Source organism: Pseudomonas sp. R2-7-07 (assembly GCF_003852355.1).
GTDB lineage: Bacteria > Pseudomonadota > Gammaproteobacteria > Pseudomonadales > Pseudomonadaceae > Aquipseudomonas.
On record NZ_CP027759.1, the window covers coordinates 4,446,687 to 4,465,673 of the forward strand.

Below are 18,987 nucleotides of genomic sequence, written 5' to 3' on the forward strand. Positions count from 1 at the left end.
GCCATGATTCGTATGCCCCTGGCCACCGCCAGTCTGCTGGCTATCGCTATTTCTCTCGCCGGTTGCGGCGAAGGTAAAGACAAGGCCGCCGCGCCTCAGGCGCCTGCCGCTGCCAGCACTACCGCCCCAGCGCCAGCCGCGCCTGCAGGCCAGGTCGACGAGGCTGCCGCCAAGGCCGTGGTCGCGCATTACGCAGACATGGTATTTGCGGTGTACAGCGACGCCGAGTCCACCGCGAAAACCCTGCAGACCGCCATCGACACCTTCCTGGCCAACCCGAACGACGACACGCTCAAAGCGGCCCGTACCGCCTGGATCGCTGCGCGCGTACCTTACCTGCAGAGTGAAGTGTTCCGCTTCGGCAACACCATCATCGACGACTGGGAAGGCCAGGTGAACGCCTGGCCCCTGGACGAGGGGCTGATCGACTATGTCGACAAATCCTACGAACACGCACTGGGCAACCCAGGCGCCAACGCCAACATCATCGCCAACACCGAGGTCCAGGTCGGCGAAGACAAGGTCGACGTCAAGGAGATCACCCCGGAAAAACTCGCCAGCCTCAATGAGCTGGGCGGTTCCGAAGCCAACGTCGCCACCGGCTATCACGCCATCGAATTCCTGCTCTGGGGCCAGGACCTCAACGGTACCGGTCCAGGCGCCGGCAACCGTCCGGCCTCGGACTACATGACCGGTGACGGTGCCACCGGCGGCCACAACGAGCGTCGTCGTACCTACCTGCGCGCCGTGACCCAACTGCTGGTCAGCGACCTGCAGGAAATGGTCGGCAACTGGAAGCCCAACGTCGAAGACAACTACCGCGCCACCCTGGAGTCGGAACCGGCTACCGACGGCCTGCGCAAAATGTTGTTCGGCATGGGCAGCCTGTCCCTCGGCGAGCTGGCTGGCGAACGCATGAAGGTGTCCCTGGAGGCCAACTCGCCGGAAGACGAGCAGGACTGCTTCAGCGACAACACGCATAACTCGCACTTCTATGACGCCAAGGGCATCCGCAACGTCTACCTGGGCGAGTACACCCGCGTCGACGGCAACAAGCTGACCGGCCCGAGCCTGTCGTCCCTGGTCGCGAAAGCCGACCCGGCGGCCGATGCAGCCCTCAAGGCTGACCTGGCGGCGACCGAAGCGAAGATCCAAGTGATGGTTGACCACGCCGCCAAGGGCGAGCACTACGACCAGTTGATCGCAGCCGGTAACGATGCGGGTAACCAGATCGTGCGTGACGCAATCGCTGCGCTGGTCAAGCAGACCGGTTCAATCGAAGCCGCTGCGGGCAAACTGGGCATCAGCGACCTGAACCCGGACAGCGCTGATCACGAGTTCTGATCGAGGCGCAGTTGAATGAGGCGACCTTTGGGTCGCCTTTTTTGCGCCATCTTCACCACAAAACCTATGTGGGAGGGGGCTTGCTCCCGATAGCGGTGTGTCAGTGACAAATGTATTTGCTGACCCGCCGCCATCGGGAGCAAGCCCCCTCCCACAATTTGCTCTATGTCGCTTCCAAACCCTCGGTTTACAAGACCGGCACCGCAGGTAGAATGGCGCCTCTGCCCAATCTTCAGAGCGAACTTCATGGCGTTGCCGACCCTGCGCATCATCGGTTTCATCATCGGCATCTTCCTGATCACGCTTGCGATCGCCATGGTCGTGCCCATGGCCACCCTGGTGATCTTCGAACGCACCGGCGACCTGCCGTCTTTCCTGTGGGCCAGCATGATCACCTTTATCGCCGGCCTGGCCCTGGTCATTCCCGGTCGCCCCGAGCATGTGCACCTGCGCCCGCGGGACATGTACCTGCTGACGGTGACAAGCTGGGTGGTGGTGTGCGTGTTCGCGGCGCTGCCGTTTTTGCTGACCCAGCACATCAGCTACACCGACTCGTTTTTTGAAAGCATGTCCGGCATCACGGCCACCGGGTCCACGGTGTTGAGTGGACTGGACAGCATGTCGCCGGGCATCCTGATGTGGCGCTCGCTGTTGCACTGGCTCGGCGGCATCGGCTTTATCGGCATGGCGGTGGCGATCCTGCCCCTGCTGCGCATCGGCGGCATGCGCCTGTTCCAGACCGAATCTTCGGACCGTTCGGAAAAGGTCATGCCGCGCTCCCATATGGTGGCGCGGCTGATCGTTGCGGCGTATGTGGGCATCACCATCCTTGGCAGCCTGGCGTTCTGGTGGGCCGGGATGGGGTTGTTCGATGCGATCAACCACGCCATGTCGGCGATTTCCACCGGTGGGTTTTCCACCTCCGATGAATCCCTGGCGCACTGGAAGCAACCGGCGGTGCACTGGGTGGCGGTAGTGGTGATGATCCTCGGCAGCTTGCCGTTCACCCTGTATGTGGCGACATTGCGCGGCAACCGCCAGGCGCTGATCAAAGACCAGCAGGTGCAGGGTTTGCTCGGCCTGCTGCTGGTGACCTGGCTGGTGCTTGGCACCTGGTATTGGTGGACCACCAACCTGCACTGGCTGGACGCCCTGCGCCATGTGGCGTTGAACGTCACCTCGGTGGTGACCACCACCGGTTTCGCGCTGGGGGACTACAGCCTCTGGGGCAATTTCTCACTGATGCTGTTCTTTTACCTGGGCTTTATCGGCGGCTGTTCGGGCTCTACCGCCGGCGGGATCAAGATCTTCCGCTTCCAGGTTGCCTATATCCTGCTCAAGGCCAACCTTAACCAGCTGATTCACCCACGCGCGGTGATCAAACAGAAGTACAACGGCCATCGTCTCGACGAAGAAATCGTACGCTCGATCCTGACCTTTTCGTTTTTCTTCGCCATCACCATCTGCGCCATCGCGCTGGCCCTGTCACTGCTGGGGCTGGACTGGATGACCGCGTTGACCGGCGCGGCCAGCACCGTATCCGGCGTCGGCCCCGGCCTGGGTGAAACCATCGGCCCGGCCGGCAACTTCGCCAGCCTGCCGGATGCGGCCAAGTGGATTCTGTCGCTGGGCATGCTGCTGGGGCGGCTGGAAATTATTACGGTGTTTGTGCTTTGTATTCCGGCGTTCTGGCGTCACTGACGCTCGACGCTTGCAGCAACCGCGCCCGGTATTCGCCGGGCGTGGCGTCGAACCAGCGGCGAAACGCGCGAAAGAAGTTGCTCGGGTCGGCGAACCCCAACAGGTAGGCAATTTCCAGCAAGGTCATGCTCGGCTGCGCCAGGTATTGCTCGGCCAGCTCGCGGCGGGTGTCATCGAGCAGCGTCTGGAAGCTGGTGCCCTCCTCCTGCAAACGCCGCTGCAAGGTACGCTGGGACAGGTGCAACGTCTGCGCCACCACTTCGCGCTTGGGTTCGCCCTGGGGCAGCAGGCGGCACAGCACTTGCCGTGCCTTGTGGGTCACGCGGCTTTCGGAAAAGCGCGCCAGGTATTCTCCGGCAAAACGATCATGCAGCAGCGCCATGGCCTCGTTGGCCGTGGGCAGCGGGGCATCCATGTCAGCCTGTTCGAAAATCAGCGCGTCATAGGGCGCATTGAATTCCAGCGGCGCATGGAACACCTGTTTATAGGGCGCCAGGTCGACCGGCTGAGCGCCTTGCAACAGTACTTTACGCGGTTGCAGGGTGCGCCCGGTGAGCCAGCCGCACAGCGCCAACGCGCTGGCCAGCGAGGCTTCGGCGCTTTGCCGGGTGGGCGGCAGATGGTCGCCGTGCACTGTCAGAATCAGCGCATACCCCTCGGGTAACAAGCGGAAGCTCAAGTCGGCGCTTTCGGCGATGATGCGCTGGTAACGCACCAGGCGTCCGAAGCCTTCGGCCAGGGTGTTGCTGGACATCAAGGCATAACCGGCCACATGAAACGATGCCGGGCGCACCACTTTCCCCATGTTCAGGCCAATTGCCGGGTTGCCCGACACCTCCACCGCGCGCTGCCACAAACGGGTCATGGCGTCTTGCGCAAACCGTGCGTCGGGATCACTGAGGGCGGCGTAGTCCAGCCCCAGTTGTTGGAACAGGGCCCGGCAATCCAGGCCGTCCATTTCCAAGGCCTTGACTATCCCCATCGCCCAGCTTGCAGAAGTTGTTCGTTCGCTCATGGCGTCTTCTTGAATAAAGCGGGCCTGAATGGCAGGCCAGGAAGGCAAGGATACTAAAGTGGCATCTATTGTCACTGGCTGTAACCATCGATCACTCTAGACTCCAATAAGCTCCCCGCCGAACATCTGTTGGGCGGCATAACAATCAAAGGGCCGGCCACAGTGGAAAATCTCAAGCGATTCAACAGCTTCGCCGAGTTTTACCCGTATTACCTGGCAGAGCATGGCAACAGCACCTGCCGACGCCTGCACTTTATCGGCACCACCCTCGTGATCGGCATTCTGGCGTATGCCGTGGGTCGAGGCTCGCTGGGCCTGCTGCTGGCCGTGCCGATTGCCGGCTACAGCTTTGCCTGGATCGGCCACTTCTTCTTTGAAAAAAACCGCCCGGCGACCTTTCAGCACCCGTTTTACAGCCTGCTGGGTGATTTTGTGATGTACCGCGACATGATTCTGGGCAAGGTGCCGTTCTAGTTTTCGTGGATATAAAAGTCTATTTGTCATTTACAGTGCTGTATCCTGCCAAGGCTTTTTGAGAGCGCGCAATCACCCGCGATTTAAAACAGACCTTGCGAGGAGCGACGACGATGCACGAGATACCTAATCTCCCCTTCCCAAGCCTGCACCCAACAGAGCAGCCAACACCGCAGCAGGCCAGCCCAAAGCAGCCTGAGGCCAAACAAGCCAAACCAGTCGACAGCAAACGCCAGGACTGACGCCGTACCAGACCGTGTGGAAAGCGCCACTTCAAGCGTTTTCCACACTGCCTGAACCCTGGGATACCCGCCATGACCGACACCCTTCCCGATTCCCCGGACACCGCCGTCCTCGACGCCGCCTTGCAAATGGTCGAGGTGTGGAACCGCCTCAGCGCGGACAAACAAGCCACGTTGCTCAAGCGCTTCGGTACCCAGGAAAACGCCTTGGCCGCCCTGGTCACCACCCAACTGCTGGCCCCTGCGCAAACCTGAGGTCTTCCCGATCTGAGGTTTTTGCGCTTTAACGCCCTACGCGAGCCAAACCACCGGTATCATTAGCAGCCTATCTTTACCTGCTGCGACAGTGGACCTCTCCCATGCCAGATACCCAGCGCCCCATGGCGGTCACGCTGCAAGTCGTTTCCATCGTGCTGTTCACCTTTATCGGTTACCTGAATATCGGCATCCCCCTGGCCGTTTTGCCGGGCTATGTGCATAGCGAACTGGGCTATGGCGCGGTGATTGCCGGCCTGGTGATCAGCGTGCAGTACCTGGCCACCCTGCTGAGCCGCCCGTACGCGGGCAAAATCATCGACAACCTGGGCAGCAAGCGCGCGGTGTTGATCGGCCTGGCGGGGTGTGGCTTGAGCGGTGTGTTCATGCTGCTCGCGGCGTGGTGTTCAAGCCTGCCGGCCTTGAGCCTCGCCAGCCTGCTGATCGGTCGCCTGGTGTTGGGCAGTGCTGAAAGCCTGGTGGGCTCGGGCGCCATCGGGTGGGGCATCGGCCGGGTCGGTGCGGCGAACACCGCCAAGGTCATCTCCTGGAATGGCATCGCCAGTTATGGCGCCTTGGCGGTCGGTGCGCCGTTGGGCGTATTACTGGTAAGAAATTTCGGACTGTGGAGCATGGGCGTCAGCATCCTCCTGCTGGCGGCAATCGGCCTGTTGCTGGCCTGGAACAAGGTCGCCGCGCCCATCGTAACCGGCGTGCGTCTGCCGTTCATGAACGTGCTAGGGCGGGTGTTACCGCACGGCTGCGCGCTGGCGTTGGGCTCCATCGGCTTTGGCACCATCGCGACCTTTATCACCTTGTATTACACCACCCAGCATTGGGATAACGCGGTGTGGGCCTTGAGCTTGTTTGGCGCCAGCTTTATCGGTGCGCGCCTGCTGTTCGGCAACCTGATCAACCGTATCGGCGGGTTTCGCGTGGCGATTGCCTGCCTGTCGGTGGAGATCCTTGGGCTGTTGTTGCTGTGGCTGGCGCCGGACGCCAACCTGGCCCTGGCGGGCGCGGCGTTGAGCGGGTTTGGCTTTTCCCTGGTATTTCCGGCGCTGGGGGTGGAAGCGGTCAACCTGGTGCCCGCCTCAAGTCGCGGTTCGGCGGTGGGGGCTTATTCGTTGTTCATCGACTTATCGCTGGGTATCACCGGGCCATTGGCCGGGGCTGTGGCGGCAGGCTTCGGCTTTGCATCGATCTTCCTGTTCGCCGCCCTCGCCGCCCTGGGTGGCTTGCTGCTGAGTGTGTACCTGTACCGCCAGGCGCCCAAGGCCCGCGAAGCACGCGAGGCCTAGAAGTCGACCTTGCCGCGCCCGGCCTTGATGCTGCCGCGCTTGGTCTTGGATTCGAGGCGACGCTTTTTCGAGCCCAGGGTCGGCTTGGTCGGGCGGCGTTTCTTCTCGACTTTGGTTGCGCTGAGGATCAACTCCACCAGGCGCTCCAGCGCATCGGCGCGATTCTGTTCCTGGGTGCGATATTGCTGGGCCTTGAGCACCAGCACGCCATCACTGGTGATACGGCTGTCGCGTAATGCCAACAGCCGCTCCTTGTAGAATTCCGGCAGCGACGATGCGGGAATATCAAAACGCAGGTGCACCGCGCTGGAAACCTTGTTGACGTTCTGCCCCCCGGCGCCCTGGGCGCGAATGGCGGTCAGCTCGATTTCGGCGTCGGGCAGGTGCACGTTGTTGGAAATTACCAGCATTGGAACAGGTCCTTGGTTCAGATCGACCAGCATACTCGATCAATACCCGCCCCTCGTTGTAAACAGCGTTTGTCAGGCGATCAGCCTCTAAAGCAACTATCAGTCTGCGCATCGCTGAACTCAAATCACCCGTCCATCCGGCGTTACCTTAGCTCGCTGACTACCCTGCAAATCATGGCGATATCTTTCATAGTGAACGTTCACTTGCGGCCGCCTGCTGAGGCCGCTGATGACCTGCGAGCTGGAAATACTGAACTGAGGGGTCTGGATCGGGGCGCTGAAAGGCTCGCGATACAGCGACGGACCCCATTGCACCGGTAAACCGTGGTTCGCTGCCCCAAGATTGACCTCAATCATGGAGTGATGGTTGTCATCCACCAGATACCCGGTGGCCATCCACCGCACCAACTCCTTCATTTCCCGTTGCGCTCTCACCTCGGTCTGTTCACTGGACTCGCCGGCCTTCGGCTGGTTGAGCCCCAGTCCATTGAGCAGCCCATTGCCCAGCAAGCGAGCGGCGGTCATGAAACGGTCGGTGGTTCCGGAGGGCCCCGCCACGATCGGTTTGTCCTGCAAAGCCGCGTCTTTGGCAAAGCCGCTGTCTTGCTTGACCCGCCAGACCGCGAAGCCGTTGCCCCGAGGAACGACAAGGTGCGCCAACGGCAGGGTCGCCTGGCTTTTAACTGGCCCCTGGTAACCAAATTGCCCGTCATCTCGGTCTACGCGGTTGCGCGGGTTCAGACGGGCAAAATCAAGTTCACGCGAGCTCAGGCGGTTGTCGGCTTTAAGGTCGGCGGCTGTCGCCCAGACTTTATTCGCCAGCGGCGCCGCTTCACGGAAGTCGTTCTGCACTTTGGTCAAGCTGCCACCGGCTTTTGCCGGGTTACTCACGACCGTGCGACCGTTTACTTCCTTGATGGATTCATAAAGGTGCGGATTGCGTGACGCATCCTCAGTGTTTTCATTGCTGAAGGTATAAAGCATCAGCTGTTCGGGTAGCGGATGCTCCTGGGTACTACCACGAGCCGGTCCGAACGCCTTGGACTCCAGATAAGGCACATCGATAATATCGGCAACCTGACTTTTCAGTTCACTTGAGCCGTGGATGCGCTCCAAGGTTTCCCTGAAATACGCTGAATTGCTCAGGTTAAAAAACGCGGTAGCCTTTTCTCGCAATGTCAGCGGTTCTTCATCCGCACAGTGCATGCGAGGGCTACCCTGACGTGCCTCATCGAGGATACGGTTGAAACCACCCGCCGCCAACTGGCCGATCACTCCAAAGTTTGGGACGTCAGAGGAGTAGCTGCTGAACATTTTGGCAGTGGCCTTCAGCTCACTGCCCTCAACCAAAGTAAATAGCCTGATGAGGCTGGCCAGTAACCTATCAATCGTTTTGTGAGCGGCTGTGCTCTCACTCGCGAACCGCCCTAAATTGGCTTCCACCTGAGCGTTTTCGGTGAGGGTATGGCTCTGGTGGGCCAGCGGCAAAGACACGGTTGGGTTTATGACCTGTGGGGTAAAACGTGACATATCGAACATGGTGAACTCCCCGTCGCGAACAGATGAATCTCAACGCTGAGTGAGTGCTATCTGAGTAATCGTTCCCGCAGGAATGTTTGGACTCCAAGGAAGACGCTAAGCACGCCCCTGCCCCATCACGATCGAACGCAAGACTCAGGCAAGGGGGTGCCAGATGCGCGTCTGGCACTGGCCCGCCAGCAGGACATTGCTGGGATCGTTGCTCGGCGCCAATAATTCTTTATGCAACTGTTTGCCTTTGTCTGTAACAAGCGTTAATTCATCCGGTTTACCGGACACCAAAAAACCCGGCGATAAGCCGGGTTCTTTATTCAAGGCAATGGGCCTACTCCAGTACCGTCTGCGGCGTAGCCAAGGCAGCGTGGGCAGCGTGCGCCTTACGCTTGTTTTTCAACCAATAGCACAGAGCCATAAACGCCACCCACACCGGGATCGCATACACCGACACCTGGATACCCGGAATCATCAGCATGATCACCAGGATAAACACCACGAACGCCAGGCAGACGCAGTTGCCATATGGGTACCACAGCGCCTTGAACAGCGGCACCTGGCCAGTGCGGTCCATGTGCTGACGGAATTTGATGTGGGAGAAGCTGATCATCGCCCAGTTGATCACCAACGTGGCCACTACCAGCGACATCAGCAACTCCAGCGCGTGTTGCGGGATGAAGTAGTTCATCAACACCGCTACCAGCGTAACGGCCGCCGACGCCAGGATCGAACGCACCGGCACCCCACGCTTGTCGATCTTGGCCAGCGCTTTCGGCGCGTCACCCTGCTCGGCCATGCCCAACAGCATGCGGCTGTTGCAGTAGGTGCCGCTGTTGTAAACCGACAGCGCCGCCGTCAATACCACGAAGTTGAGAATATGCGCGGCGGTGTTGCTGCCCAGCATTGAGAACACTTGCACGAAAGGGCTGCCGCTGTAGGCATCGCCCGACGCATTAAGGGTGGCCAGCAGGCTGTCCCACGGCGTCAGCGACAACAGCACCACCAACGCGCCGATGTAGAAAATCAGGATGCGGTAGATCACCTGATTGATCGCCTTGGGGATCACGGTGCGTGGCTGGTCCGCTTCGGCGGCGGTAAACCCGAGCATTTCCAGGCCACCGAAGGAAAACATGATGATCGCCATGGCCATCACCAACCCGCCCACGCCATGGGGGAAGAAGCCGCCGTGGTCCCACAGGTTGCTCACCGAAGCTTGCGGACCACCGCTGCCACTGACCAGCAGGTAGCTGCCCAGGGCAATCATGCCGACGATGGCCACTACCTTGATGATCGCGAACCAGAACTCGGCTTCACCGAAGACTTTGACGTTGGCCAGGTTGATCAGGTTGATCAGCACGAAGAACGCCGCCGCCGAGACCCAGGTCGGAATCTCCGGCCACCAGTAGTGCACGTATTTGCCGACTGCGGTCAGCTCCGACATCCCCACCAGGATGTACAGGATCCAGCAGTTCCAGCCCGACAGGAAACCGGCGAAACCGCCCCAATACTTGTGGGCAAAATGGCTGAAGGAACCGGCGACCGGCTCTTCGACGATCATTTCGCCGAGCTGGCGCATGATCATGAAGGCGATAAAGCCGCAGATGGCATAGCCCAGGATCATCGATGGGCCGGCAGACTTGAGTACCCCGGCCGAGCCGAGGAACAGGCCGGTGCCGATGGCGCCACCGAGGGCGATCAACTGGATATGCCGATTTTTCAGGCCGCGTTTCAGCTCGCCTGAAGAGGAATGGGGTCCACTCATGAAAAAGGTCTCACGCAAGGTTTGAAGAGGTTGAATGCAGGTTGCTGCCTTGAATTACCGACTCAAGCAGCGCCGCTCAAACCCCAGCGCAGGCACCAGGAGTACAGCGTCTTTCTAGCGGTCATGCGTCACCTGTTTGTTTTTATCTGTGACGAAATCGAACCCGTCTGGCTCGTGGCCGGACGGAGTGATCAGGGCGGATACACCCTGGGTCTTGGCCTTTGCGTGGATACGCAAGAGGGGGTCACAGTAAAACGCGGCGCATTGTACACCGCTCGACAGCTTCGGCACGCACCACGAACGTGCACCCGACAATCTGTCAGGTATTCCTTACAGGGGATTTGCACCCAAAGCGCGAAGGCCGACCACGTAAACTTAACGTTACGCAGCGGAAAATTGGCTTTACGGTCAGGCTCAAATGACGGTTTACGGAAAATTGTCAGTCAGACTCGTCTGAAGAATCGGTTCAGCCAATCCGCTGTTTTACCTGAATAAAAAATAGCGTCAAAAAAACCGAAGAAAAAATCCAAATGAAACCGTGTCAATAAATATTTTGCATTTTGAAACACTCTCTCCTAGGTTCTCTTCACTTGCCTGCGAGCCGCTGGCAAGCCGTTCTCAAACAACGTCCTCTAGGAGATACACCATGCAAGCACTGGAAAAAGACCTGGAAACTGAACTGCAACTTGACGATTGGTTTGAAGCGCCGACCCATGAGGCCGCCGTTGAAATGATGCAAGCTGATGCCGTTGTGCCATTTGGCACCGCGATGTGGCCTTTCTAATACCCGGCAGGCATCCGGCAGGTGCCGTGCACGGCACCTGCCCCCTTACCCAAGGCACAGAAGGACACTCGTCATGGACAAGGCCCGCGCTGTCGAACATTTTCTCTACTACCTCGCTCACCACCCGGCCCTTCAGGGCGTGAACCGCCCTACCGTGCTGCTGGGCCATACCGAACGCTACGACGCCATCGCCCAGGCAATCACCCAAGGCAGCGCCGCCCGTTTCAATTTCCAGGTGCAGCGCCTGGACCTGAGCGCCAGCGAAACCCTGGCCCAGGCCATCGAAGCCTGCGACCTGTACCTGTTTCTCTACGATTCCTCGACCCTGCCCAACCCGCGTGCCGAAGGCCCGGACTTCATCCGAGCGTTGCACGGCGTCATGGCCGAACATTGGAAAAAGTCGCTGCTGTTCAAGGACTACGGCGACTACTTCTACGATACCTTCAGCGTCGAACCGCAGCGTATCGCCGACCTCAACGCCACGTTGATCCGGCGCATGTCCGAGGCCAGCGTGCTGAGCTTCACCGACAAGCACGGCTCACGCCTTGAAGCACCGATGAGCAGCATCAAAAAGTGGACCAATATCAACGGCGTCGGCAACCACGACCTGGCCCCTGGCGAGATCGCTACCCACAGCGAAGCCATCAACGGGCAAGTGCGGTTTGTCGGCACGTTTCTCAGCACCATCCCCTTTGCGCGCAAATACGGCGTGCTGGAGTCACCCCTGGAACTGTGGATCGAGAACTCCACCATCTGCAGCGTGGCCAGCGACGTGCCGGGGCTGGCGGATGACTTCAACAAGTACCTGAATGCCAACCCGTCCAACCGCCGTGTGGAGGAGTTGGGGATTGGCACCAATGAAGGCGTGAAGGATTTGTATGCGCGCAACGCAGGCTTTGAAGAGCGCCATTGCGGCTTGCACCTGGGGTTGGGTGGCGGGCAGAAAGGCAGCCATCACCTGGACTTGATCTTTGCCAGCGGGGTGTTGGCGCTGGATGACAAGCCGGTGTTTGATGGGACGTTTGCGTTCTGAACACCGGTCTCGAAAACACTGGAGACCCAAATGTGGGAGGGGCTTGCTCCCGATTGCGGTGGTTCAGCCGATACTTATGCAAGCTGATACACCGCTATCGGGAGCAAGCCCCCTCCCACAGTTGACTGTATTTCAAATTTAAATCAAAAAAAACGCCAACCCGAAGGTTGGCGTTTTTTGTGCAGCGCTTAAAACATCACTGCGGCTTCTTGCGACCAAAACCAGGACGCTGACCGGAACCGGCCGGCGCGCCACGGCGCTTGCCCGACGGCTCGTCCGCTACCAGTTTCGGCCCAGGGCGCTTGTTAGCCGCTGGCTTGGCTGGACGCTTGGTGCTGGCGTTGTCAGCGGGGCGCTCCGCTTCACCACGGTTGCTGCGACCACCGGTTGGGGCTGGGCGCGGCGTACGTGGCGCGCGGTCACCTTCCTGACGCGATGGCGCGGTTGGACGACGCTCACCTTCGATCTGCGGCTCACGCGAGATGCGACCACCAGTGGCCGGAGCGTTCAACGCCGGGCGCACGGTGCGCGCAACGCGTTCGGTACGGGCCACCGGGCGCGACGACTTACGCTGCATACGCTCAAGCTTGTCTTTGCTCTTGGCGTTCATCTGCGGCATGGCCACTGGCGTCAGGCCAACTTCGGCACTGAGAATGTCGACTTCGTACTGGCTCATTTCGCGCCAGCGGCCCATCGGCAGGTCGGAGTTCAGGAACACTGGGCCGAAACGCACGCGCTTGAGGCGGCTGACCACCAGACCCTGGGATTCCCACAGCCGGCGCACTTCGCGGTTACGGCCTTCCATCACCACGCAGTGGTACCAGTGGTTGAACCCTTCGCCACCTGGCGCCTGCTTGATGTCGGTGAACTTGGCCGGGCCGTCTTCCAGCACTACGCCGGCCTTGAGGCGTTCGATCATCTCGTCATCGACTTCACCGCGTACACGCACGGCGTATTCACGGTCCATCTCGTAGGACGGGTGCATCAGGCGGTTGGCCAACTCACCGTCGGTGGTGAACATCAGCAAGCCCGTGGTGTTGATGTCGAGGCGACCGATGTTGATCCAGCGGCCCTCTTTGGGCTTGGGCATCTTGTCGAACACGGTCGGACGGCCTTCCGGGTCGTCACGGGTGCAGATCTCGCCATCGGGCTTGTTGTACATGATCACGCGGCGTACCGATTCGGCCGCCTCTTCACGCTTGATGACTTTGCCATCGATGGTGATTGCATCGTGCAGGTCGACGCGCTGGCCAAGGGTAGCCTCGACGCCGTTGACCTTGATGCGCTTCTGGGTGATCCAGGCTTCGACGTCGCGGCGCGAGCCCACGCCGATACGCGCCAGCACCTTTTGCAGTTTTTCGCCTGCTGGGCCGATTTCCTGGCTGTCGTTCTGGTCTTTGTCGTTCATCTTAAGCACCTCCCGGTGGGTCGATTCAGGCGTGGCCTGAAGAGTGTTGAAAGCGGGGCTTTGGCCGAATAGCTCGGCAAAGGGTCGCGAATCATACGCGCATGCCGCGCGTTGCGCATCAGAGACTAGCCGATCCTGGCACAATCATTTGCTTTTCCGCCGGCCGGTGGCCCCCAGGGCCAGCAGGCGCAGCTCGGCTTCGGCCAGCACCGTGCGCTTGTCGACTTTGTCGAGTTTCTTCCAGGCACGGATTTCGCGCTTGCTGCGGCCACAGCCGACGCAGATGTCATCGCTGAACTTGCAGATGCTGATGCAGGGGTCTTTGGTTGAGCTCATGCTTTCTCCCAAGCGATGCAAATCCAATGTGGGAGGGGGCTTGCCCCCGATGGCAGTGGGTCAGTTGATGCATAGGCTGGCTGACACACCGCTATCGGGGCATAGGTATCTACACAACTCTGTAGCAGCCTAAGTAACCACGATGCGAAGCGAGCCGCTCTTGATCTTGCTTTTGATCTTAGGCGCCCCGTTAAACCACGCTGGCCGGAATTCGACAGTGATTTGGGGGGTAAACCGGCAGGGATGCCGGTTTAGCCGCCCCGCGCCATGGATGGCGCGTGGCGGCGGCCCCCCAAATCAATGTCGGATTACGGGCACACCGAGCCTAGGCGAGGTGCCGAGTGGTGGGGCAAGAGCGTTTTGCTTACTTTTGCGCTTTTCAAAAGTGAGACGCCGTAAGGGCGGAACCCTAAGCCGCCGTTACCGCAGCAACGGATATGTACTCGCCTTGATCCAACATCCTAGTCGGCTGTCAGGCCGCCATCGGGAGCAAGCCCCCTCCCACATTTAGGTCGCGGAGCATCAGTTAGAGAGGCTTCGGCTCCCGAGCCGTCACAGGTTCAGGCCACGCCAAAAGTTGTGTAGATACCTATGGCTATCGGGGGCAAGCCCCCTCCCACATTTGATCCCCGTCAGTCTTCCAACTGGCGGCGTTCGTTTTCGATGGCTTCGGCCAGCGCCCGGGCTTCATCTTCCTCGTCGCTCAACGGCGGCTGTTCGAGGGCGGCGACGGCGGCCAGCAGTTTTTCCCGGGCATCGGCAACACCGAGGATGTCTTCTTCGACGTCAGGCTCGGGCTCAACGTTCACCTGGGTTTCAGGCTCGACGGCGCCATCGCGCAGCACATCATCAAAATCGGTCTTGATGCCCTGCTCCATGTCGTCCAGTTCCAACAGCAATGTATGGAAACTGGTTTCGTCTTTCGGCTCTTCCGGCTCGGCGCTGGCGTCGGCCAGTTCCTGCAAGCTGGCCGGCACCGGCGCGTCGTCGAAGTCGAGCACCGGTTCGGCTTCCATCTCGCGCAGTTCGGCCAGCGGTGGCAGGTCGTCGAGGTTCTTCAGGTTGAAGTGGTCGAGGAACACCTTGGTGGTGGCGAACATCGCCGGTTTGCCCGGCACGTCACGGTAGCCGACGATGCGGATCCACTCGCGCTCCAGCAACGTCTTGACGATATGGCTGTTGACCGCCACGCCCCGCACATCTTCGATCTCGCCCCGAGTGATCGGCTGGCGATAGGCGATCAACGCCATGGTCTCCAGCATCGCCCGTGAATAACGCTGCGGGCGTTCTTCCCACAAGCGCCCCACCCAAGGGGAAAATTTCTCGCGGATCTGCAGCCGATAACCCGACGCCACTTCACGCAATTCAAAGGCGCGACCGTCACAAGATTTGCGCAGGATCTCCAACGCCTTCTTGAACACCGGCGGTTCGGGACGTTCGGCCTCTTCAAAGAGTTCGAACAGGCGCTCCAAAGATTGCGGCTTGCCCGAGGCCAGGAGAAAGGCTTCCAGCAAGGGTGCCAGTTCGCGGGGTTCAGTCAGATTCATCGATTCAGCTCGTTATTCGGCTCGCGCCCGCACATGGATAGCCGCAAACGGCTCATTCTGGACCAGCTCGACCAAGGACTCCTTGACCAGCTCCAGGATCGCCATGAAGGTCACCACCACGCCCAGGCGCCCTTCCTCTGCGGTGAACAGCTCGACAAACGGCACAAACCCGCCGCCCTTGAGACGCTCCAGCACATCGCTCATGCGCTCGCGGGTGGACAGGGCTTCGCGGCTGACCTGGTGGCTTTCGAACATATCGCCACGGCGCAGCACCTCGGCCATGGACATCAGCAATTCTTCCAGGCTCACGTCGGGCAACAGTTTGCGCGCGCGGGCTTCCGGGGCATCCAGCTTGGGCACCACCACATCGCGGCCTACGCGGCTCAAACCGTCGATACCTTCGGCGGCCGCCTTGAAGCGCTCGTATTCCTGCAGGCGGCGGATCAGTTCGGCGCGCGGGTCATCTTCTTCGGCCTCGACCGTCTCCGCGCGCGGCAGCAGCATGCGCGACTTGATCTCGGCGAGCATGGCGGCCATCACCAGGTATTCGGCGGCCAGCTCCAGGCGCACCGACTGCATCAATTCGACATAGCCCATGTACTGCCGGGTGATTTCCGCCACGGGAATATCGAGGATGTTGATGTTCTGTTTGCGGATCAGGTACAGCAGCAGGTCCAGCGGGCCTTCGAAGGCTTCAAGGAAGACTTCCAGGGCGTCCGGCGGGATGTACAGGTCCAGGGGCATTTCCAGGACCGCCTGGCCATAGACCATCGCGAAGGGCAGTTCCTGCTGGGCCCCCGCCTGGGAATCGACGGTTTCCACGACCGACATTCAGGCCTCGACCATGAACGGCGTCGGGTCGCCGCACCCTACACGCACTACTTGCGGCTCGCCATCGGCCAGGTTGATCACGGTGGAGGCTTTGTTGCCGCCGTAGCCACCGTCGATGATCAAGTCGACATGTTTCTCCAACAGCCGGCGCATTTCGTAAGGGTCATACAGCGGCTCGGTTTCGCCGGGCAAAATCAGCGACACGCTCATCAAAGGCTCGCCCAGCTCGGCCAGCAGTGCCAGGGCGATCGGGTGTTCCGGCACACGCAGGCCGATGGTGCGTTTTTTCGGGTGCAGCAACAGGCGCGGCACTTCGCGGGTGGCGTTGAGAATGAAGGTGTACGGCCCTGGCGTATGGGCCTTGAGCAAGCGGAAGGTGCCGGTGTCGACCTTGGCGAACAGCCCGAGCTGGGACAAGTCGCTGCAGATCAGCGCAAAGTTGTGCTTGTCATCCAGTTGGCGCAGACGTCTTACGCGCTCGACCGCACCCTTGTCGCCGATCTGGCAACCGATGGCGTAGGACGAATCAGTTGGATAGATCACCACGCCGCCGGCGCGAATGATTTCCACGGCCTGTTTGATCAGGCGCGCCTGGGGGTTTTCCGGATGAATCTGGAAGAATTGACTCACGAGCTCTACCTGTTCAGACGGTGGCAATAATGGGGTCATGCTTGAATCGCCCCCACAACAGCGGCAGGTCTTGCGGAACCTGGCGATACTCGCCGATCTCGGACCAGCCGCCTGGGCCATGAAAATCACTGCCGGCACTGACCAGCAGACCAAATTCGCGGGCAAGGATCGCCAGGCTGCCGACCTGCTCGGCGGGTTGATGCCCGTTGACCACTTCGATCGCGTGGCCGCCCGCTCCAATATAGTCACTGATCAGCTTGCGGCGCTTGCTGCGGGTGAAATCGTAATGCCAGGGATGCGCCAGGCTGACCCAGGCCCCGGCGGCCCGCAGGGTCTGCACGGTGTCCTCCAGGGTCGGCCAATGTTGCTTCACATCGCCCAACTTGCCCGCGCCCAACCATTTACGGAAGGCTTCGGCGCGGTCCTTGACGAAACCTGCTTGCACCATCCAGTCGGCGAAGTGCGGACGGGCCGGTGCATTACCGCTGTCGCCCAACGCCTGCTGGATAGCCCGAGCGCCGTCGAGGGCGCCAGGCATGCCTTTGAGGCTGAGCTTGCGGCTTATTTCTTCGGACCGCAGCCAGCGGCCATCGTGCAATCGGGCGATGGCCGCCACCAGGGCCGGGGCGTTTTGCTCGAAACCGTAGCCGAGCACATGAATGGTGGCGCCGCCCCAGGTGCAGGACAATTCCACGCCGTTGACCAGCTGCATGCCCAAGGCCTGGGCCGCCGCGCGGGCCTCATCGAGGCCTTCGAGGGTGTCGTGGTCGGTCAACGCGAGGACTCGCACGCCTTTTTCAAACGCACGCGCAACCAGTACCGCAGGCGCCAGGGCGCCGTCGGAGGCCGTGCTGTGGCAGTGCAAATCAACATTCACGGGGGTGTGTAACCTCAAGTCAGCTGGCGCTATCGCAACCAAGGATGTTTGTTATTATGCCGCCACATCCAGCTTCTGGCTCTTACTGTGAAACAATTCATCGACTTCATCCCGCTGTTGCTGTTTTTCATCGTTACCAAACTCGACCCCAGGGTCATCGACATCGCCGGTCACGAACTCTCGTTCGGCGGCATCTACAGCGCCACCGCCGTGCTGATCATCAGCTCCATCGTGGTGTACGGCGCCATCTTCATCTCCCAGCGCAAGCTGGAAAAAAGCCAATGGCTGACCCTCATCGCCTGCCTGGTGTTTGGCGGCCTGACCCTGGCCTTCCACAGCGAAACCTTCCTCAAATGGAAAGCCCCGGTGGTCAACTGGCTGTTCGCCCTGGTGTTCATCGGCAGCCACTTCATTGGTGATCGCCTGCTGATCAAGCGGATCATGGGCCACGCGCTGACCCTGCCGGACCCGATCTGGGTGCGCCTGAACGTGGCCTGGATCGTGTTTTTCATCTTTTGCGGTGCCGCCAACCTGTTCGTGGCCTTTACCTTTCAGGAATACTGGGTCGACTTCAAGGTGTTCGGCAGCCTGGCCATGACCCTGCTGTTCCTGGTCGGCCAAGGTATCTACCTGTCGCGCCACCTGCATGACACTGCCGCCACCACGCCGAAAACCGAGGACTGACATGCTCTACGCCATCATTGCCACCGATGTTGCCAACTCGCTGGAAAAACGCCTGAGCGTGCGCCCGGCCCACGTCGAGCGCCTCAAGCAGCTGCAAACCGAAGGCCGCATCGTACTGGCCGGCCCGCACCCGGCCACCGACAGCAACGAGCCGGGCGAAGCGGGTTTCACTGGCAGCCTGATCGTTGCCGAGTTCGCTTCCCTGGCCGATGCCCAGGCGTGGGCCAAGGCTGATCCTTATGTGGCGGCGGGCGTCTACGCTGATGTCGTGATCAAGCCGTTCAAGCAAGTCCTGCCGTGACCCCGGTGGCGCCGAACCCAAACGGTTCGGCGCCAACCCGCTGGCTCATCATTCCCGGTAACCTGCCGACAACGTTCTGAATATCCGTGTGGAATCAGGAGTTCCGATGCGCTTACGTCAGTTGTGTCTGTTGGCAGTGTTTACGATCGGGGCGACGGCCCACGCTGAAGAGTCCTCGAGCAGCGGCAGTTCCACGCCTCTGTCCTTGAGTGCCGGCAGCCAGATCACCGAATTGCAGCAACGCTTGAAAGAAAGCGAAGGGCTACGCGAAGCGCTGAGCAAGCAACTGCAAAGCACGCAGGCTACCCGTGAAAGCGCGCAACTGAGTCGTTTGCGCCAGGAGAACCAACGCCTGGCCCAGCAACTCAAAGAGACACAAGGCGGTGCCTTGACCCGATGGCTGACCGAGCAGCAGCAATGGTTTGTCACCGGCGCGGGCGTCGCCCTGATCGCCTTGCTGTGCGGCATCTTTGCCAGCGGTGGGCACCGTCGTCGTCGACAATGGCTAAATTGAGTGAG

General features: G+C 60.4%; 21 protein-coding genes. 10 read left to right on the forward strand and 11 right to left on the reverse strand.

What is annotated here, in order from left to right:
- Positions 1-3 precede the first annotated feature (3 nt).
- Positions 4-1,344, forward strand: a complete 1,341-nt coding sequence (locus C4J86_RS20420) for an imelysin family protein (RefSeq protein ID WP_124364132.1) — start codon at positions 4-6, stop codon at positions 1,342-1,344.
- Positions 1,345-1,590: 246 nt separating this feature from the next.
- On the forward strand, positions 1,591-3,045 hold the full coding sequence (locus tag C4J86_RS20425; RefSeq protein WP_124364134.1) for a TrkH family potassium uptake protein: 1,455 nt from the start codon (positions 1,591-1,593) through the stop codon (positions 3,043-3,045).
- Here the strand turns inward: C4J86_RS20425 and C4J86_RS20430 are convergent.
- Positions 3,002-4,060 (reverse strand): AraC family transcriptional regulator, encoded by a 1,059-nt coding sequence (locus C4J86_RS20430; protein ID WP_124364135.1) that lies wholly within the window; start codon positions 4,058-4,060, stop codon positions 3,002-3,004. The genes C4J86_RS20425 and C4J86_RS20430 overlap by 44 nt on opposite strands.
- Before the next feature lie 162 nt (positions 4,061-4,222).
- Between C4J86_RS20430 and C4J86_RS20435 the strand changes: the two genes are divergently transcribed.
- From C4J86_RS20435 to C4J86_RS20445, 3 genes are all read left to right on the forward strand, one after another.
- Positions 4,223-4,534 (forward strand): DUF962 domain-containing protein, encoded by a 312-nt coding sequence (locus tag C4J86_RS20435; RefSeq protein ID WP_124368130.1) that lies wholly within the window; start codon positions 4,223-4,225, stop codon positions 4,532-4,534.
- Positions 4,535-4,848: 314 nt separating this feature from the next.
- Entirely contained in the window at positions 4,849-5,031 is a 183-nt protein-coding gene (locus C4J86_RS20440; protein WP_124371666.1) for a hypothetical protein, read from the forward strand.
- Between the two features lie 104 nt (positions 5,032-5,135).
- Positions 5,136-6,332: an MFS transporter gene (locus tag C4J86_RS20445; RefSeq protein ID WP_124371667.1), complete on the forward strand. Its 1,197-nt coding sequence runs from the start codon at positions 5,136-5,138 to the stop codon at positions 6,330-6,332.
- On the opposite strand, the gene arfB is transcribed toward C4J86_RS20445, so the two are convergent.
- From arfB to C4J86_RS20465, 4 genes are all read right to left on the reverse strand, one after another.
- Positions 6,329-6,742, reverse strand: coding sequence for an alternative ribosome rescue aminoacyl-tRNA hydrolase ArfB (gene arfB, locus C4J86_RS20450; protein ID WP_017847165.1), 414 nt, complete (start codon positions 6,740-6,742; stop codon positions 6,329-6,331). The genes C4J86_RS20445 and arfB overlap by 4 nt on opposite strands.
- A 120-nt stretch (positions 6,743-6,862) precedes the next feature.
- A complete protein-coding gene (locus tag C4J86_RS20455; RefSeq protein ID WP_124371668.1) occupies positions 6,863-8,281 on the reverse strand; it encodes a type III effector in 1,419 nt (472 codons plus the stop codon).
- 135 nt (positions 8,282-8,416) lie between these two features.
- A complete protein-coding gene (locus C4J86_RS20460; RefSeq protein ID WP_124371669.1) occupies positions 8,417-8,596 on the reverse strand; it encodes a hypothetical protein in 180 nt (59 codons plus the stop codon).
- Between the two features lie 10 nt (positions 8,597-8,606).
- Entirely contained in the window at positions 8,607-10,037 is a 1,431-nt protein-coding gene (locus tag C4J86_RS20465; protein WP_124371670.1) for an amino acid permease, read from the reverse strand.
- Between the two features lie 646 nt (positions 10,038-10,683).
- On the opposite strand from C4J86_RS20465, the gene C4J86_RS26895 reads away from it, so the two are divergent.
- Both C4J86_RS26895 and C4J86_RS20470 read left to right on the forward strand, forming a co-directional pair.
- Entirely contained in the window at positions 10,684-10,821 is a 138-nt protein-coding gene (locus C4J86_RS26895; RefSeq protein ID WP_003237751.1) for a hypothetical protein, read from the forward strand.
- Positions 10,822-10,894: 73 nt separating this feature from the next.
- Complete coding sequence (locus tag C4J86_RS20470) at positions 10,895-11,854, forward strand: leucyl aminopeptidase (RefSeq protein WP_124368134.1); 960 nt, start codon at positions 10,895-10,897, stop codon at positions 11,852-11,854.
- A gap of 196 nt (positions 11,855-12,050) precedes the next feature.
- On the opposite strand, the gene rluB is transcribed toward C4J86_RS20470, so the two are convergent.
- From rluB to C4J86_RS20500, 6 genes are all read right to left on the reverse strand, one after another.
- A complete protein-coding gene (gene rluB / locus C4J86_RS20475; protein WP_124368135.1) occupies positions 12,051-13,262 on the reverse strand; it encodes a 23S rRNA pseudouridine(2605) synthase RluB in 1,212 nt (403 codons plus the stop codon).
- Positions 13,263-13,406: 144 nt separating this feature from the next.
- Positions 13,407-13,598, reverse strand: a complete 192-nt coding sequence (locus C4J86_RS20480) for a DUF1289 domain-containing protein (RefSeq protein WP_005790815.1) — start codon at positions 13,596-13,598, stop codon at positions 13,407-13,409.
- A gap of 632 nt (positions 13,599-14,230) precedes the next feature.
- Positions 14,231-15,145 (reverse strand): SMC-Scp complex subunit ScpB, encoded by a 915-nt coding sequence (gene scpB, locus C4J86_RS20485; protein ID WP_124371671.1) that lies wholly within the window; start codon positions 15,143-15,145, stop codon positions 14,231-14,233.
- 12 nt (positions 15,146-15,157) lie between these two features.
- Positions 15,158-15,856: a ScpA family protein gene (locus C4J86_RS20490; protein ID WP_177412781.1), complete on the reverse strand. Its 699-nt coding sequence runs from the start codon at positions 15,854-15,856 to the stop codon at positions 15,158-15,160.
- A 120-nt stretch (positions 15,857-15,976) separates the two neighbouring features.
- On the reverse strand, positions 15,977-16,606 hold the full coding sequence (locus C4J86_RS20495) for an L-threonylcarbamoyladenylate synthase (protein ID WP_124364147.1): 630 nt from the start codon (positions 16,604-16,606) through the stop codon (positions 15,977-15,979).
- Positions 16,607-16,619: 13 nt separating this feature from the next.
- Entirely contained in the window at positions 16,620-17,483 is an 864-nt protein-coding gene (locus C4J86_RS20500) for a PHP domain-containing protein (RefSeq protein WP_124371672.1), read from the reverse strand.
- A gap of 87 nt (positions 17,484-17,570) precedes the next feature.
- Between C4J86_RS20500 and C4J86_RS20505 the strand changes: the two genes are divergently transcribed.
- The 3 genes from C4J86_RS20505 (at position 17,571) to C4J86_RS20515 (ending at position 18,982) form a co-directional block, all read left to right on the forward strand.
- Positions 17,571-18,167, forward strand: coding sequence for a septation protein A (locus tag C4J86_RS20505; RefSeq protein WP_124371673.1), 597 nt, complete (start codon positions 17,571-17,573; stop codon positions 18,165-18,167).
- Between the two features lies 1 nt (position 18,168).
- Positions 18,169-18,468 carry a YciI family protein gene (locus tag C4J86_RS20510; RefSeq protein ID WP_124364150.1) on the forward strand — a complete coding sequence of 100 codons (300 nt, stop codon included), beginning with the start codon at positions 18,169-18,171 and terminating at the stop codon, positions 18,466-18,468.
- Between the two features lie 106 nt (positions 18,469-18,574).
- Entirely contained in the window at positions 18,575-18,982 is a 408-nt protein-coding gene (locus tag C4J86_RS20515; protein WP_124368139.1) for a translation initiation factor 2, read from the forward strand.
- The last annotated feature ends 5 nt before the right edge of the window (positions 18,983-18,987 follow it).